This is a genomic window from Streptomyces sp. NPDC056479, from assembly GCF_042795335.1.
Classification (GTDB): Bacteria; Actinomycetota; Actinomycetes; order Streptomycetales; family Streptomycetaceae; genus Streptomyces.
In genome coordinates this window covers 658,239-674,660 of record NZ_JBHTRZ010000004.1, presented here as the reverse complement: position 1 = coordinate 674,660, position 16,422 = coordinate 658,239, and the positions used below count along the sequence as shown (strand labels likewise).

Genomic DNA, 16,422 nt, shown 5'->3' with positions numbered 1-16,422 from the left:
GGAAGGTAGCCCAAGATCCACGTACGGTGATCGGCGCTGCCCGTTGCCGTCATGTTCATGCGCAGGTCATTCCCGGTGCCAACGATCCACAGTGAACGGGTTGTTCGCGACAGCGACCGCCCGTGACCACTGCCGACGCGTTCGCACTCGGGGAGATCGCGCCATGTCGCGCATACGCTCTGTCGCCAGCTCCGCGCTGGGGGTCCACCGCCGTACCCTGCTCGCCGCCACCGGTGCGGTGACCCTCTCCGCGGGCGTCGGTTACGCCCTGCGGCCCACGGACAGTGAGGCCGCCACCACTCACGGCGCCGCCAGCGCGCCGAACGCCGCCGCAGACAACGCCGCCGCTGAGGCGCCCGTCGGCGCCTCCCGCAGGGTGCCGGTCGCGCTCGCCCCGTACACCCGGGGCACCACCGTCGCGAGCGTCGCCACCGCACAGGGCACCTCCGGCTACCGCCGGCTCGCCGACGGCCCCGGCTGGAAGCGGGTCGTCCGCGAGAACCTGGCGGCCGCCAAGTCGGGCCGCGAGAACCGGCGCACGGCGCTCGCCGCCTTCGTACAGCTCACCGATCTGCACCTGATCGACGCCCAGCACCCGCTGCGCCTGGAGTACCTGCGCTCCACGGACGTGCACGCCTGGCGCCCGCAGGAGGCGCTGACCGTGCCGGGCGCCGTCGCGCTGGTCGAGCGGATCAACGCGCTGCGGGGCGCCCCCGTCACCGGCGCCCCGCTCCACTTCGCCATGACCACCGGCGACAACACGGACAACAACTGCAAGTCCGAGCTGGAGTGGTTCCTGACGGTGATGAGCGGTGGCCGGGTCACCCCCAACACCGGTGACCCGCGGCACTACGAGGGCGTCCAGAACAGCGGTCTGAAGCTGTACTGGCAGGCCGACGACACCGTCCGCGACGCCGACAAGCAGCTCGGCTTCCCGCACATCGAGGGCTATCTGGCCGCCGCCATCCGCCAGATGCGCAGCCCCGGCCTGAACATCCCCTGGTACTCGACCGTCGGCAACCACGACGCGATGCCGCTCGGCACCTACGCCTCGCACAGCGACTCCTACCTCACCGAGCTGGCCGTCGGCGGCAAGAAGCTGATGAACGTCTCCGCCGCCGACGCCAAGAAGCTCCAGGACTCCCTCAAGCAGGACAAGGACCCCAGGGGCACCGTCTTCAAGGACTTCCTCAAGGCCCACGCCCGCTCCATGCGCTCGGTCACGCCGGACGAGAGCCGGGCCCCGTTCACGCCGAAGGAGTACGTCCAGGCCCACCTGGACCCGGCCCTGCGCGGCCACGGCCCGGTCGGCCACGGCTACTCGACGGCCAACCTCGACGCCGGCACCCAGTACTACAGCTTCCGGATCGCCGACGACGTCATCGGCATCAGCCTGGACACCACCGACGCCGGCGGCCACTACGAAGGGTCCATCGGGACGGCCCAGTTCAAGTGGCTGGACAAGACGCTGCGCGACAACAAGGACTCGTACGCGATCGTCTTCAGCCATCACACCAGCGGGACGATGGACAACCTGCGCCGCGACCCGGCCCGCCCGAACGACCGGCGCGTCGGCGGCGCCGAGGTGCTGAAGCTGCTGGGCAGCCACCGCAACGTCCTCGCCTGGGTGAACGGCCACATCCACAAGAACGTCGTCACCCCGCACACCGGCACCGGCGGCCACGCCTTCTGGGAGATCTCCACCGCCTCCCACGTCGACTTCCCCCAACTCGCCCGGATCATCGAGGTGGTGGACAACAAGGACGGCACGATCTCGCTGTTCACCACGCTGATCGAGTCCTCGGCCCCGCACCGCACCAGCTTCACCGACCTCTCCCAGACGGGCCTGGCCGCGCTCTACCGCGAGCTGTCCCTCAACGCCCCCGGCGCGAGCACCAAGCTGGGCGGGGACCGCAAGGACCGCAACACGGAGCTGGTGCTGAAGAAGGGCTGAATCGCGCTCAACTGCCCCATCCCGCGTCAACCTTCACAGGCGACGCCCGGTCTCTCCCGGCGACCACGCTCGACGAGAGCGTGCAGAAGGGGGAGACATGAGCGTACGTACGACCCGCACGGTCCTCGTGGCCGCGACGGCGGTGGCGCTGACGGCGGCCCTCGCGGCCCCCGCGCTGGCGGCGGCGCCCGCGGGCACCGGCCACGAGGCGACCCGGAAGGCCGCCGAGGCGGCGGTCGAGGCGGGCGTCCCCGGCGTGACGGTGACGGCGAGGGACGGCCACGGCACCTGGTCGGCGACGGCAGGGGTCGGCAACGTCAAGACGGGGAAGCCGCGTTCGGCCGACGACCGCTACCGGGTGGGCAGCATCACCAAGACCGTCGTCGCGACCGTGCTGCTCCAGCTCGAGGCCGAGGGCCGGCTGTCGCTCGACGACAGCGTGGACAAGTGGCTGCCGGGCCTGGTGCGCGGCAACGGCCACGACGGCAGCCGGGTCACCCTCCGCCAGCTCCTGAACCACACCAGCGGCATCTTCAACTACACGGCCGACGAGGACTTCGGCCGCACCTATTTCCTGAAGGACGGCTTCTTCGAGCACCGCTACGACACCAAGAAGCCCGCTGAACTGGTCGCCCTGGCCATGACCCACGAGCCGGACTTCGCGCCCGGCACCTCGTGGAACTACTCCAACACCAACTACGTCGTGGCCGGCATGGTGATCGAGAAGGCCACCGGACGCCCCTACGGCGCCGAGGTCCGCGAGCGCATCATCAAGCCCCTGCACCTGACCGGCACGTCCGTCCCGGGCACCCGCGTCACGGTGCCGGGCCCGAGCAGCCGGGCCTACTCCAAGCTGGCCGAGACGGCGACGGGCCCGACCTACGACGTCACGAGGATCAACCCGTCCCTGGCCTACTCGGCCGGCGAGATGATCTCCGACTCCACCGACCTCGGCCGCTTCTACACGGCCCTGCTGCGCGGCAAGCTCCTGCCGCGCAAGCAACTGGCCGAGATGACCACGACCGTCGCCGTCGACGAGCGCAACGGCTATGGCCTCGGCCTGATGAAGTCCGAGCTGTCCTGTGGTGTCACCGTCTGGGGCCACGGCGGCGGCATCCACGGCTCCATCTCCGAGGCGGTCACGACCAAGGACGGCCGCCACTCCCTCGCCTTCAACCTCAACGGGGACTGGTCGGGGGACACGGCGGCGGTGATCGAGGCGGAGTTCTGCAAAACGGGCAAGTCGGCCGCGCGCAAGATCTCGCGCGGCCCCGACCTCACCTGACCCACGAGGAGGGGCCGCCGGTACAAGGCCCCGGCGGCCCCTCCTCTCCCCTCCTGATGCTGCCTTCGCGGTCCGTCACTACCTCGGCAGCACCACGACATACGCGGCCGGATCGCGGTCCGCCGCCGCCATCAGGGCGGTGCGGACCACCGCGGCCTGCTGCTCCGTCGCGTCCCGGAGCTTCTTCGGCGTGACGTACACGACCGTGATGCCCAGCCGCTCCAGGTGTTCACGCTTGCGGGCGTACTCGGACCACAGGGCGTCCTCGTCCTGGCGGGGTGCGCGGGTGTCCAGCTCCACCGCCACCGCCTGCTCCGGCCAGTACGCGTCCAGGCCGCCGAGGTGCGGGCCGCCCGGCAGCCGCAGGTCCACGTTCCAGACCGGGTCGGGCAGGCCGTACTCGTGGACCATCGCGTACAGCCGGTCCTCCGCGATGGCCCGGCCCTCGGCGAGCAGCGAGTCCACCGCGTCCACCACGTGCGGGCGGCTCAGCAGCTTCGCCTGGTTCAACTCCCGCACCACCGACGCCGGTTCGCAGTGTCCGCCGCGTACGGCCTCGGTCAGCAGACGGCGTACGGCGCTCGCGTCCGTGAGTTCGGCGACCGCGTCGGCCAGGGCGCGCGGGACCGGGGCCACCGGGAGGCCGGTGACCTGCTGGGGCGTGGGCAGCGCGGCGGAGCGCAGGATGCGGGCGCAGCCCGTGGAGCGCAGCCGGCGCATCCGCGGGACCAGCACGTCGATGGTGTCCAGGGCGGTCAGCGGCGGCGTCGCGGAGAAGCCGTGCAGCGTCAGGGCGGCGAGACCCGTGATCATCCCCTCGGCGTAGGCGGGGGCGGCGTGACCCTCGTCCGCGGTCGGCTGGGACGGCACGCCGGAAGTGCGGTCCCGCGCCGCGTACATGAGCACCGCGTGCAGGCGCTCCTCGCTGGTCGGCGGGCCGGGGTGGAGCAGGAAGACGCCGGGGAGGATCTGCTGCCAGGGACCGCCGGGACGGCACTGCTCGCTCATCTCGGCGGGTGCGACGCCGTGCGACTTCAGCTGAGCGGTCGTCATGACGCGGCGGCGGACGTCGGAAAGGTGACGCAGGGGGCGGGGGGACAGCGGGGGGAGCGGGGTGTTGTGGTTCATGACCCGGAGGTTCCCGCGCCCGATCCGGCCCCTAACCGCTGTTACACGCCCGTCGACAAATACGGACAACATGGCACTAAAGGACGGGTGTTCGGATGCCGAGTAGGCACCGAAAACCCCTGGTCCGATCGGGTGGGACCAGGGGTTACGGCTGCTATTGCCTGAATTCCGTAACGGTCACACAGGGCGGAGACCGTTGGCCAAAGGTCTTAGTCGGTTGACGCCGTCGCGTCACACGTCTGGCCCCGCAGCCCCCGCGCCAGATCGTCCCGCGCCTCCAGCACCAGCCGCCGCAGCGCCGGAGCCGCGTCCGCGTGCGCCGCCAGCCACGCGTCCGTCGCGTCCAGCGTGCCCTGCGACTGCTGGAGCCCCGGGAACAGGCCACGGACCACGTCCATGCCGATCTGGATGGACCGCTCGGCCCACACCCGCTCGATGGCCGCGAAGTACTTGTCGGCGTACGGCGCGAGCAGCTCCCGCTGCGACGGCTGACCCCAGCCCGCGATCGTCGCCTCGACCAGCGCGTTCGACAGCGCGTCCGACTCCACCACCTGCGCCCACGCCTGCGCCTTCACCGCCTCGGACGGCCGGGCGGCGAGGCAGCGGACCTGGTGGCGCTTGCCGGACGCGGTGTCGTCACGGGCCAGTTCGGCCGCCAGCACCGACTCGTCGGCCGCCCCGTGCGCGGCCAGCGGCTCCAGGAACGCCCAGCGCAGCTCCTGGTCGACAGCCAGTCCCGCGATCTTCTCGGCGCCCTCCAGCAGGCCGCGCAGCAGCTGGAAGTCCTGCTCGTCGGTCGCCGCCGACGCGAAGAACCGCGCCCACGCCAGCTGCTGTTCGCTGCCCGGCTCGGCGGCCCGCAGCTCCCGCAGCGCGCCCTCGGCCACCAGGCGCCTTCCCTGCGGCCGCCACTGCGGTGCCGCGTAGTGGACCAGAGAGGAGTTCGCCCACGCGTGCAGCATCTGGAGCACACCGATGTCGGACTCGCGCCCCGCGAACCGCAGCACCAGGCCCACGAAGTCGCGGGCCGGCAGCAGCGCGTCCCGCGTCATGTTCCACAGCGCCGACCAGCACAGGGCACGCGCCAGCGGGTCGGTCATGTCGCCGAGCGCGGTACGCAGCGTCGCCAGCGACGTCTCGTCGAAGCGGGTCTTGCAGAACGTCAGGTCGTCGTCGTTGACCAGCACCAGCTCCGGCGCCTCGGCACCCGCCAGCTCCGTCACGACCGTCCGGGGCCCGTCGACGTCCACCTCGGCCGGCGCGTACCGCTCCAGGGCCCCGTCCGCGCCCCGCCGGTACAGCCCGACGCCGATCCGGTGCGGCCGCAGCTCCGGGTGCGACTCGGCCGCCTCCTGGAGGACCGCCAGCTCGCTCACCCGGCCCTCGCCGTCCAGCAGCACCTGCGGGGTCAGCGAGTTCACGCCCGCCGTCTGCAGCCAGGAGCGCGCCCACGCGCCCATGTCCCGGCCGCTGGTCTCCTCCAGCACCGACAGCAGATCCCCGAGCTGCGTGTTGCCGTACGCGTGCCGCTTGAAGTAGCGCCGCGCGCCCTCCAGGAACGCGTCCTGGCCGACGTACGCCACCAGTTGCTTCAGGACGGAGGCGCCCTTGGCGTAGGTGATGCCGTCGAAGTTGAGCTTGGCGTCCTGCAGGTCGCGGATGTCCGCCGTGATCGGGTGCGTGGAGGGCAGCTGGTCGGCCCGGTAGGCCCACGCCTTGCGGCGGTTGGCGAAGGTGATCCAGGCGTCCTTGAACCGGGTCGCGCCGACGTTCGCGAACGTGCCCATGAAGTCCGCGAAGGACTCCTTCAGCCACAGGTCGTCCCACCACACCATGGTGACCAGGTCGCCGAACCACATGTGCGCCATCTCGTGCAGGATGACGTTGGCCCGGCCCTCGTACGACGCCCGGGTCACCTTGCCGCGGAAGATGTACTCCTCGCGGAAGGTCACCATCCCCGGGTTCTCCATCGCGCCGAGGTTGTACTCGGGCACGAACGCCTGGTCGTACTTCCCGAAGGGGTACGGGTAGTCGAAGTGGTCGTGGAAGAAGTCCAGGCCCTGCTTGGTGATCAGGAAGACGTCGTCGGCGTCGAAGTAGGGCGCGAGGCCCTTGCGGCACATGGCGCCCAGCGGGATCCGCAGCGTCGAGCCGTCGGCGAGGGTGCGCTCGTAGGAGTCCGTGACGTAGTGGTACGGGCCCGCCACGACACAGGTGATGTACGTCGAGATCGGCTTGGTCTCCGCGAACTTCCAGATCCCGTCGGCCGGTTCACCGGCCCCGTTGCTCCACACCGTCCACCCCTCGGGCGCCCGCACCTCGAAGCGGAACGGCGCCTTGAGGTCCGGCTGCTCGAAGTTCGCGAAGACCCGGCGGGAGTCGGCCGGCTCGTACTGCGTGTAGAGGTAGACCTCGCCGTCCTCGGGGTCGACGAAGCGGTGCAGGCCCTCACCCGTGCGGGAGTAGGCGCACCGGGCGTCGACGACGAGCTCGTTGTCCGCGGCCAGGTCCTCCAGGGTGATCCGGGAACCGTCGAAGACCTCGCTCGGGTCCAGGTCCTTGCCGTTGAGGGAGACGGCCGTCACGCTCGGCGCGATCAGGTCCGCGAAGCTCGTCGCGCCGGGTTCGGCGCAGCGGAAACGGATCGTGGTCACCGAGCGGAAGGTGCGCGGCGCCCCCTCTTCCCGGTCCTCGTCGCCGAGGGCGGAACGCACGTCGAGGAACACGTCGTACCCGTCGACGGACAGCAGGGCGGCCCGCTCCCGGGCCTCGTCGCGGGACAGATTCTCACCGGGCACGGGTGGCACTCCCTGGATGGTGTTCAGTATGCGGACAGCCCGATCCTGCCATGCGCCCCTGCCGCGTGGCACCGGGGAATGGCCGGGCGAGCAGCGGTGTTCCCCGGGAGGTTCAGCTGAGACCTGCTTGCCTCATGAGGAGAGACATGTCGGACAAGACCCCCGTCGACTTCTGGTTCGACCCGCTGTGCCCCTGGGCCTGGATGACCTCGCGCTGGGTGCTCGAGGTGGAGAAGGTCCGCGACATCGAGGTGCGCTGGCATCTGATGAGCCTCGCCGTCCTCAACGAGGACAAGCTCGACGAGCTGCCCGAGGAGTACCGCGAGCTGCTGGAGACCAAGGCGTGGGGCCCGGTCCGGGTCGTCATCGCCGCGCAGGAGGAGCACGGCGCCGAGGTCCTCGGCGACCTCTACACCGCGCTCGGCACCCGCATCCACAACCAGGGGGAGGGCCCGACCAAGGAGGCGGTCGCCGCCGCCGTGAAGGAGGTCGGCCTGCCCGACTCCCTCATGGACCACTGGGACGACACCCCCTACGAGCCCCAGCTGCGCGCCTCCCACAAGGAGGGCATCGACAAGGTCGGCCAGGAGGTCGGCACCCCGGTCATCGCCGTCCCCGGCGCCGACGGCGAGCAGATCGCCTTCTTCGGCCCGGTCGTCACCCCGGCCCCCAAGGGCGAGGACGCCGCGAGGCTGTGGGACGGCACCCTCGCCGTGGCCTCCGTGCCGGGCTTCTACGAGATCAAGCGGACGCGGACGAAGGGGCCGGACTTCAGCAACCTCTAGGCGTCACTCCTGAGCGGCCGCCTCCTCCTCGCGGAACTTCTCGGGGAGGAGGCCGCGGTCGCTCATGTTGAGGTGGCGGTAGTACGTCAGACAGCCCTTGGCCGTGCAGCGCCAGTACCAGTCCACGTACCGGACCCCCTTGTCCGCGCGGACCGCCGCCTTCTCCGCGCCGTTGAGCGGCCGGAAGTCCTGCATGGTTCCGCAGGTCGGGCAGGACAGCCTGAACGTCCTCATCAACCCCTCCTCGCCAGCACCGCCAGATCCGGGAAGTCGGTCACCACCGCGTCGACCCCCAGCTCGTAGTACAGCGCGTACTCCGCGAACGCGTCCCCGAAATCGTTCGCTCCGGTTCCCCGCCGCAGGTCCGCCGGCAGGAACTGGTTCTCCGCACGGAAGGTGTACGGCCCCACCCGCAGCCCCGCCGCATGCGCGTCCGCGACGAGGGACGTGCCGCGGACCGACGACTTGTCCGGCCCGATCCACTGCGCGTACCGGGCGATCCGTGCCAGCCCCGGCGGCGTCATCATGTCCGCGTACGTCGTCGGATCACCGGCCGAGACCAGGTCGTACGGCCCACCCGTGGTCCCCAGCGCCTGCCACAGCGGCACCCCCAGCCGCTCCGCCGCGATCCGCTTGAGGCTCGTCGGCTCGAAGGACTGCACGACACACTCGCGCCGGTCCAGCCGGTTCCGCCGGATCACCCGCGCCAGCTCCGGCTCCAGGGCCAGGCCCAGGGAGCGGAAGTACGTCGGATGCTTGGTCTCCGGGAAGACGGCGACCGTCCGGCCGTACGCCCTCGACAGCCCGCGTGCCAGGTCGACGACCTCCTGGAAGGTGAGGACCCGGTCCCGGCCGTCGAACACCGTGTTGCGGTTGCGGACCAGCGGCAGCCGCTCCACCGCCCGCAGCGTCTTCAGCTCCGCCAGCGTGAAGTCCTCGGTGAACCAGCCGGTCACCGCCCGCCCGTCCACCGTCTTCGTCGTACGGCGGTCCGCGAACTCCGGGTGCGCCGCCACGTTCGTCGTCTGCGAGATCTCGTTCTCGTGCCGGACCACCAGGACGTGGTCCTTCGTCGGGACGAGGTCCGGTTCGATCCAGTCGGCGCCGGTCTGCACGGCGTAGGTGTAGGAGGACGCCGTGTGTTCGGGGCGCCATCCGGCCGCCCCGCGATGGCCGATGACGACCGGCCGCGCCGAAGGGCGGGGGTCGGCGGTCGCCGGTGTGGGTACGGCCGCGGCCGCAGTGGTGCCGGCGGCCGCGAGCAGCAGGGATCTCCGTCTCGGGTGCATGCAACTCCCTTTCCTCGTAGGGCTCTTCAGGTGCGCCGTGCCCTCTCGCGTGCCTCGGTCAGGCGGGCCAGATGGTCCTCGTAGGCCCTCGCGTAGTACGCCGCCCGCGCCTCGTCCGGCTCGACGACCGCCGTCGGCCGCGTCCACGCCTCGGCGTCCAGCGCCACCCCGTACCGCTCCGCCGCCGCCAGCACGGCCCCCCGCGCGCCCACCTCGCCCTCGACGACCCTGAGCGGGCGCCCGAGGACGTCGGCGAGCAGCCGCATCCAGGCCGGGCTGCGCGTACCGCCACCGCACACGGCCAGCGTCCCGGTGAGCCCGGCCGCCTGAAGGCAGTGCCGGGCGGCGTAGCCGATGCCCTCGCAGGTCGCCCGGACCAGATCGGCGCGGGTCGACTCCAGGGAGACACCGGTCAGTTCGGCGCGCAGTCGGGGCTCCACGAAGGGCGCGCGCTCGCCCGAGGGCGCGAAGTACGGCAGCACCCGCACTCCGTGCGCCCCCGGCGGGGTCTCGGACAGCAGCCCGTCGACCTCCTCGTGCCGGACGCCCGTCGTGGACAGCACCCAGTCCAGCGCGGCCGTACCGACCATCGCCGGCATCGCGCGCAGCCAGTGCCCGGGCCGGTCTGTGTTGATGTACAGGCCGGCCGGTTCGCCGGTCAGGTCCAGGTCGGTGGTCGCGACGAGGCTGGCCAGGCAGGTGCCGACGATGAGCAGCCCGTCGCCGGGGGAGGTCACACCCGCGCCCAGCGCGCAGGCCGGCAGGTCGTAGGGCCCGTTGGCGATCCTCGTCCCGGCCGGCAGGCCCTCGCCGCGGGTCCGCGCGGTGGCGACCGGGTCGGTGACGGGGGCGAGGAGCCCGCGCCGGTGGGTGAGGCCGAGCAGCTCCACGACCCGGTTGTCGTACGTCCGTGTGCGCGGGTCGAGGAAGGGCATCGAAGCGTCCGACACATCCGTCGTCGGACCCGCCCCCGTCAGCCGCTGGAACACCATGTCCTTGCAGTACAGGGAGGCTCTGGCGGCATCCAGCGCCTTGGGCTCATGGCTGTCCAGCCAGGCCAGCAGCGGCCCCGGACAGCCCGGGAACATCGCGCTCCCGGTCCGCCGGAACACCGTCTCGAACGTGCCGTCCGCCAGCCACCGGTCGACCAGTTCGTGCGCCCGTCCGTCCATCCAGGAGGCCGCCGCCCGCACCGGAAGCCCCTCGGCGTCCACCAGCCACACCCCGTCGCCCTGCCCGGTGAGCCCGGCCAGCTCGACCGGTTCGGGAGCGCGTTCGGCGACCTCACCGAGGACGGCGACGACCGCCCCGTACACCTCCTCCATGTCCTGCTCCACGAACCCGCCGTGCAGGGCGAGGCCCACCGGGCGGGCGGCGACGGCCAGTTCACGGCCGGAGCCGTCGAAGGCGGCGGCCTTCACGGTGGATGTGCCGACATCGATACCGACGTACATGTCGCCTCCCGGCTCAGGTCAGACAGTGCGCCAGCTGCTCCCCGCGCACCCAGCGGCCCACTTCCCCGGCGGCGATGCGCGCCGCCTTCTCCGCGACCGCGCGGGACGCCCCGCCCAGGTGGGGGGTCAGGACCACGCGGTCGGCGAGGGTGTGCAGGCGCGAGTCCGCGGGGAGCGGCTCGCGTACATATGTGTCGAGGGCCGCCGCCGACACGCGCCCGCTCTCCAGGGCGTCGCACAGCGCGTCCTCGTCCAGCAACGGCCCCCGCGCCGCGTTCACGACCACCGCGCCCTCCGGCAGCAGGGCGAGTTCGCGGGCTCCGATCAGTCCGCGCGTCTCGGCCGTGAGGCGGGCGTGCAGGGTGATCACCTGCGACGTGCGCAGCAGTTCGGCCAGGGACGCGACCCGCAGGCCGTGGATCTCGCCCTGCACGTAGGGGTCGTGGACCATCACCCGCGCCCCGAAGGCGCACAGCACCCGCGCGACCCTGCTGCCCACCGCCCCGTAGCCGATCAGCCCGACCGGCAGGTCCTCCAGCTCCAGACCGCTGTGCTCGTAGGTGTAGTAGGCGGCCCCCTCCCAACTGCCCTGCCGGGCAAGGAGGTCATGGGCATGGGGAATGCGGCGCAGGGCCGCCAGCATCAGTCCGAGCGTGAACTCGGCGGTGGCGGCGGCGTTGCGGCCGGGGGCGAAACACACCCGTACGTCGTTCCGCTTGGCCGCGTCCAGGTTGACGTTCACCGGGCCGCCCCGGCAGACGACCACCAGCCGCAGATCCGGGCAGGCGTCGAGGACGCGTTCCGTCACCGGGCCCATCTGGGTGACCAGCACCTGCGCCCCCGCGAGCGCCTCGATCAGCTCGTCCTCGGCGTCGCTCGCCTCCGTCACCTCGGCCACCGGGCCGAAGGGCTCCAGCGGCCAGCCGAGGGTCAGTTCGCCGATGTCGCAGGCGAGTTCATGGTCGAGCGCCTCCCGGATGAGCGACGGCAGGACGAAGTGGTCGCCGGCGGCCACCACGCGCACACGGTTCCCGTTGGTCATCGCAGCGAGTCTCCCGTCTCGGCGTCGAACACATGGGTGAGGTCAGGGTCGGCGGTGACATGGACGCGGTCGTCGTGGGCGAGGCGGACCTCGGGTTCGGTGAGGACGACCAGGGGGCGTTCGACGCCGTCGAGGGCGAGGGTCGCGATGCCCGACTCCAGGAGCGGCTCGTGGGCCACCACCCGGGCGGCGAGGCCGTCGCCCTCACCGGTCAGCGTCAGGTCCTCCGGGCGGATGCCGACCACCACCTCCCGGCCCGCCGCCACCGGCACCGGCAGCGCGATCCGTACGGCGTCGGAGAGGCGGGCGTGGGCGTCGTCCGTCGCCACGCCGGGGAGCAGGTTGACGGCCGGCTCGCCGACGAAGTCCGCGACGAAGAGGTTGGCGGGGCTGTCGTAGATCTCGTACGGGGTGCCGAGCTGCTGGATCACACCGTTCTTCATCACGGCGATCCGGTCGGCCAGCGAGAGCGCCTCCTCCTGGTCGTGGGTGACCAGGATGGTGGTGTGTCCCAAGTCCCGCTGGATGCGCTTGAGTTCGCGGCGCGTGGTGTCGCGCTGGGCGGCGTCCAGGTGGGAGAGGGGCTCGTCCAGGAGCAGGACGTCCGGTTCGCGGATCAGGGCGCGGGCCAGGGACACCCGCTGCTTCTGGCCGCTGGACAGGCCCGCGGGGCGGGCGTCGAGGACGGCGGCGAGATCGACGCGGTCGGCGATCTCCTTGACCTTGCGGTCGACGTCACCCCGGTCGGCCCGCTTGCGGGCCCGCAGCCCGAAGGCGAGGTTCTCCGCCACCGTCAGCGGCGGATACAGGGCGTAGTTCTCGAACGCCACCCCGATGTTGCGCTGCTGGGCGGGTCGCGCGATCACCGACGAACCGCCGACCAGGATGTCCCCGCCGGTCACCGTCTCCAGCCCGGCGATCATCCGCAGGGTGGTGGACTTGCCGCAGCCCGAGGGGCCGAGGAGGCCCAGCAGCTCGCCGGAGCGCAGGGTCAGGTCGATACCGCGTACGGCGTCCACCGACGGGCGGCCCCGCGCACGGTAGGTCTTGCGCAGATCACGTAGCTCCAGCTCGGTCATCGTCGCCCCTCGTCGCCTTCGTGCCGTCCGTGGTGTTCGTCGCGCAGACCTCGTAGCGGACCTTGTGCTCGTCCAGGTCCCGCAGCGCCTCCGCCGACGCCCCGTCGTCCACGAGGAGCAGGTCGAAGCGGGAAAGGGGGACCACCCGGTGCAGGGCGACGCGGGCGAGCTTGGTGTGGTCGATCAGCAGGATGTTGCGGGCGGCGGCGTCGAGCATGGCCCGCTTCACCGACACGATGTGCTGCTCCTGGTGGTAGGCGTAACCCCCGCGCACGGCCGATGTCGACGCGAAGCAGACGTCCACCCGCAGCTGTTCGATCGCCTCGACGCAGGACACGCCGAGGAAGGAGGAGTGCAGCGGGTCGTAGTCGCCGCCCAGGGCCATGAGGTGGATGCCGCGCTGGTCGGAGAGGAGATTGATCGCCTCCAGGAAGTTGGTGACGATCGTCAGCGGGGTGATCTCACCGAGCCGCAGTCTGCGGGCTATCTCCAGGGTGGTGGTGGAGTCGTCCAGCATGATCGCCATGCCGGGTTCGATCAGCTTCAGCGCGTGGTCGGCGAGGGCCGCCTTCTCGGCGCGCGTCGTCTTCAGGCGGTACTGGACATTGGACTCGAAGACCCCGGAGGGCTGCGCGGTCACGCCACCCCTGAACTTCCGCACGATCCCCTGCCGTTCGAGCTCGTCCAGGTCCCGGTGGATGGTCATCAGGCTCACCCCGAACCGCTCGGCCAGCTCGGCGGCCGTGGCCGACCCGTCGGCGAGGACCTGCTCGGCCATGGCGGCCTGACGGGCGGCGGGGCCCTGCTGTGCGTTGCTCATCGCGCGATCCTTCGTCCTGGACGCTCCGGCCGGTCGGCCTCGAACAGCAGCAGGTTCTCAGGCCGGACCGACAGTCGTACCGGATCGTCGGGCCGAAGCCCGGCCGCCTCGCCGCGCGGGGCGACCAGGGACAGATGCTGCTCGCCGAGCCGGACCGTGACCTCCACGGACCGGCCGAGCACCTCGGTGACATAGACCGTGCCGGTGAGTTCGTGCCCGGGATCCTCGCCGAGGGTGAGATCGCGGGGCCGGACGCCGATCAGCACCTCCGCCCCGACGGGGGCCTTGACGCCGAGCGACAGCTCGACCTTGCCGTCCGCCGAGCGGAAACCGCCGTCGGCCGTGACGGCCCCCGGCAGCAGGTTGATCCGGGGGCGTCCGAAGGCCCGCGCGACCTCGGTGTCGTAGGGCCGGTACCAGATCTCCTCCCGTGTTCCCGTCTGCACGAGCCGTCCGTCCCGGATGACCCCGATCCGGTCGCCGAGCGCCAGCGCCTCGACGGAGTCATGGGTGACGTAGAGGGTGGTGGTGCGCCGGACCGCCCCGATCGCCTTCAGTTCCGCCCGCATCTGCTGGCGCAGTTTGGCGTCCAGGTGGGAGAGGGGCTCGTCGAGGAGGAAGGCGCGGGCCGGGCGGACCAGCACACGGCCGAGGGCGACGCGCTGGCGCTGGCCGTTGGAGAGCCGGCCGACCGGGCGGTCCAACAGGCCTGAGATGCCGAGGAGTTCGGCGATCTCACCGATCCGCTCCCGGGCCTGTGCCGCGGGGAGGCGGTGGCGTGGGGAGCGGAGCGGCGAGGCGAGGTTGTCGTAGGCCGACTTGTGCGGGTAGAGGGCGTAGCTCTCGAAGCACATCGCCACACCCCGGTCGTAGGGCTCGACGCCGCGCATGTCCTTGCCGTCGAGTTCGACCGTGCCGGCGTCGGGCATCTCCAGCCCGGCGACGGTTTTGAGGGTCGTGGTCTTGCCGGCGCCGGACGGGCCGAGCAGACAGAAGAACTCGCCCTCGGACACGTCCAGTTCCAGCCCGTCCAGCGCTGTGACCTTGCCGAACGTCTTGCGGATCTCCCTCAGGCGGATCATGACTTCACCGCCCCGAACGACAGCCCCCGCACCAGATACCGCTGGATGGTGAGGGCCAGCAGCAGCGGCGGTACGACGGAGACGAGCGCGGCGGCGGCCGTGAGGTTGTACTTGGGCCGGTCCCCGCCGAGGAAGGACAGGGCGCCGACGGTCACGGTCTGGGCCTCGTTGGAGGTCAGGATCAGCGGGAAGACGAAGTTGTTCCAGGCGAAGATGAAGGCGAGCAGGGACACGGCCGCGACCCCCGGCTTGACCAGCGGGAGAGCCACCCTCACGAACGCCTGCTTGCGTGTGTAGCCGTCCAGCAGCGCCGCCTGCTCCAGCTCGGGCGTGAGATCGGCGAAGTACGACCGCATGATCCACACGATCAGCGGCAGCGTGACCAGCTGGAGCACCCACACCATGCCGACGTACGTGTCGAACAGACCGAGCTTCTGGTACAGCACGAACAGCGGGATGATCACGGTGAGTTCGGGCGCGAACCGGAACGACAGCAGCGTGAACATCAGGTTCTCGGAGCCCTTGAACCGCCAGCGCGCCGAGGCGTACGCGGCCGGCAGCCCGACCAGGAGCGACAGCACGACCGCTCCCACCGACACCACCAGGCTGTTGACGAAGAACCGCAGGAACGGGATCCCCTCGCTGTCGCCGAGGACCGTGCGATAGCCGTCGAGGGTGGGAGAGAAGGAGAAGTAGGTGCTGAAGAGCTGGTTCGTGGGCTTCAGGGACAGGATCACCATCCAGGCGATCGGGAACAGCGCGAAGACGAAGTAGAGGACGAGGGCGGCGTCGGCCAGCCACCCCAACAGGCGCTTCTTGACGGTCATTTCACCTCCGCGGCCTTCCGCTGGATCTTCCCCAGGTGCTTCACCAGCACCATCGCGGCGAGATACACGACGGCCCACAGCACGATCGTGTAGCTGATGCCGAACGAGTACCGCTGGAAGCGGATCGCCTCCAGGTAGGCCCGGATCTGGAGCACGACGGTCGAGTCGCCCGGCCCGCCCTCGGTCAGGGCGTAGATGATGTCGAACACCTTCAGCGAGTCCATGAACCGGAAGATCACCGCGACCAGCACATACGGCCACAGCATCGGCAGCGTCAGCCGCCGGAAGGTGTACCACCAGCCGGCGCCGTCCACGGCCGCCGCCTCGAAGGGGGACGTGGGCAGCGAACGCAGCCCGGCCAGCGCCAGGATCGCGACGAACGGCGTGTACACCCATACATCCACGGCGATGGACGACAGCAGCGCGCCCGTCGGGGTGTCCGTCCACTGGACGCCGCCCAGTCCGAAGGGTCTGAGCAGGTAGTTCACCACCCCCACCGACGGCTGGAGCATCAGCTTCCAGATGATCGCCGCGATCACCGGCGCGATCATCAGCGGCAGGATGAGGATCTTCTCCAGCACCCGTCCGAGGAGCGTCGACCGGTGCAGCAGCAGGGCGACCGTCACGCCCAGCACCGTCTCCACGGCGGCCGCCCCCACCGCGTACAGCACCGTCACCCACGCCGAGTTCCAGAAGGCCTCCTGAGTGAAGACGGTCTCGTAGTTCTCGAAACGCACCATGTCCGGCTGCGGCTTGCTCGCCGAGAAGTCGAACAGCGTGTAGTAGAGGCCGAGTCCGAAGGGGTAGAGGATTCCGCAGGTCAGCAGCAGGGCGGGGACGATCAGGACGTACGGGCGAAGGGCGAGCCGCCATCCCATC

At 71.0% G+C, this 16,422-nt stretch carries 14 protein-coding genes; 3 read left to right on the top strand and 11 right to left on the bottom strand.

Going from position 1 to position 16,422, the window contains the following annotated elements; genetic code table 11:
* Positions 1-163 precede the first annotated feature (163 nt).
* Together ACFQ6S_RS19535 and ACFQ6S_RS19530 are read left to right on the top strand one after the other, a co-directional pair.
* Positions 164-1,954, top strand: coding sequence for a TIGR03767 family metallophosphoesterase (locus tag ACFQ6S_RS19535; protein WP_383410862.1), 1,791 nt, complete (start codon positions 164-166; stop codon positions 1,952-1,954).
* 97 nt (positions 1,955-2,051) lie between these two features.
* A complete protein-coding gene (locus tag ACFQ6S_RS19530) occupies positions 2,052-3,239 on the top strand; it encodes a serine hydrolase domain-containing protein (protein WP_383410859.1) in 1,188 nt (395 codons plus the stop codon).
* Between the two features lie 78 nt (positions 3,240-3,317).
* On the opposite strand, the gene ACFQ6S_RS19525 is transcribed toward ACFQ6S_RS19530, so the two are convergent.
* Both ACFQ6S_RS19525 and pepN read right to left on the bottom strand, forming a co-directional pair.
* A complete protein-coding gene (locus ACFQ6S_RS19525) occupies positions 3,318-4,367 on the bottom strand; it encodes a hypothetical protein (protein ID WP_383410857.1) in 1,050 nt (349 codons plus the stop codon).
* Between the two features lie 209 nt (positions 4,368-4,576).
* Positions 4,577-7,165 (bottom strand): aminopeptidase N, encoded by a 2,589-nt coding sequence (gene pepN / locus ACFQ6S_RS19520; protein ID WP_383410854.1) that lies wholly within the window; start codon positions 7,163-7,165, stop codon positions 4,577-4,579.
* Between the two features lie 146 nt (positions 7,166-7,311).
* Here pepN and ACFQ6S_RS19515 point away from each other — a divergent pair, with 146 nt between their 5' ends.
* Positions 7,312-7,950, top strand: a complete 639-nt coding sequence (locus tag ACFQ6S_RS19515; protein ID WP_383410852.1) for a DsbA family protein — start codon at positions 7,312-7,314, stop codon at positions 7,948-7,950.
* A gap of 3 nt (positions 7,951-7,953) precedes the next feature.
* Here ACFQ6S_RS19515 and ACFQ6S_RS19510 read toward each other — a convergent pair whose 3' ends face one another.
* Genes ACFQ6S_RS19510 through ACFQ6S_RS19470 form a run of 9 tightly spaced genes read right to left on the bottom strand, consistent with a single transcriptional unit; the run spans position 7,954 to position 16,421 of the window.
* Entirely contained in the window at positions 7,954-8,184 is a 231-nt protein-coding gene (locus ACFQ6S_RS19510) for a hypothetical protein (protein WP_383410850.1), read from the bottom strand.
* Positions 8,184-9,239 (bottom strand): glycerophosphodiester phosphodiesterase family protein, encoded by a 1,056-nt coding sequence (locus ACFQ6S_RS19505; RefSeq protein WP_383410847.1) that lies wholly within the window; start codon positions 9,237-9,239, stop codon positions 8,184-8,186. Before ACFQ6S_RS19505 ends, ACFQ6S_RS19510 begins: the two co-directional genes overlap by 1 nt.
* A 26-nt stretch (positions 9,240-9,265) precedes the next feature.
* Positions 9,266-10,693: an FGGY family carbohydrate kinase gene (locus ACFQ6S_RS19500; protein ID WP_383410843.1), complete on the bottom strand. Its 1,428-nt coding sequence runs from the start codon at positions 10,691-10,693 to the stop codon at positions 9,266-9,268.
* Positions 10,694-10,706: 13 nt separating this feature from the next.
* Entirely contained in the window at positions 10,707-11,735 is a 1,029-nt protein-coding gene (locus tag ACFQ6S_RS19495) for a 2-hydroxyacid dehydrogenase (RefSeq protein ID WP_383410840.1), read from the bottom strand.
* The gene (locus ACFQ6S_RS19490) at positions 11,732-12,814 is read right to left on the bottom strand and encodes an ABC transporter ATP-binding protein (RefSeq protein ID WP_383410837.1); all 1,083 of its coding nucleotides are present in this window, start codon (positions 12,812-12,814) and stop codon (positions 11,732-11,734) included. Before ACFQ6S_RS19490 ends, ACFQ6S_RS19495 begins: the two co-directional genes overlap by 4 nt.
* Positions 12,792-13,634, bottom strand: coding sequence for a DeoR/GlpR family DNA-binding transcription regulator (locus ACFQ6S_RS19485; RefSeq protein WP_383410834.1), 843 nt, complete (start codon positions 13,632-13,634; stop codon positions 12,792-12,794). The genes ACFQ6S_RS19490 and ACFQ6S_RS19485 overlap by 23 nt, the downstream gene beginning before the upstream one ends.
* The gene (locus ACFQ6S_RS19480; RefSeq protein WP_383410831.1) at positions 13,631-14,716 is read right to left on the bottom strand and encodes an ABC transporter ATP-binding protein; all 1,086 of its coding nucleotides are present in this window, start codon (positions 14,714-14,716) and stop codon (positions 13,631-13,633) included. The genes ACFQ6S_RS19485 and ACFQ6S_RS19480 overlap by 4 nt, the downstream gene beginning before the upstream one ends.
* Positions 14,713-15,543, bottom strand: a complete 831-nt coding sequence (locus ACFQ6S_RS19475; protein WP_383410828.1) for a carbohydrate ABC transporter permease — start codon at positions 15,541-15,543, stop codon at positions 14,713-14,715. The genes ACFQ6S_RS19480 and ACFQ6S_RS19475 overlap by 4 nt, the downstream gene beginning before the upstream one ends.
* A complete protein-coding gene (locus ACFQ6S_RS19470; protein ID WP_383410825.1) occupies positions 15,540-16,421 on the bottom strand; it encodes a carbohydrate ABC transporter permease in 882 nt (293 codons plus the stop codon). Before ACFQ6S_RS19470 ends, ACFQ6S_RS19475 begins: the two co-directional genes overlap by 4 nt.
* Position 16,422: the final 1 nt, after the last annotated feature.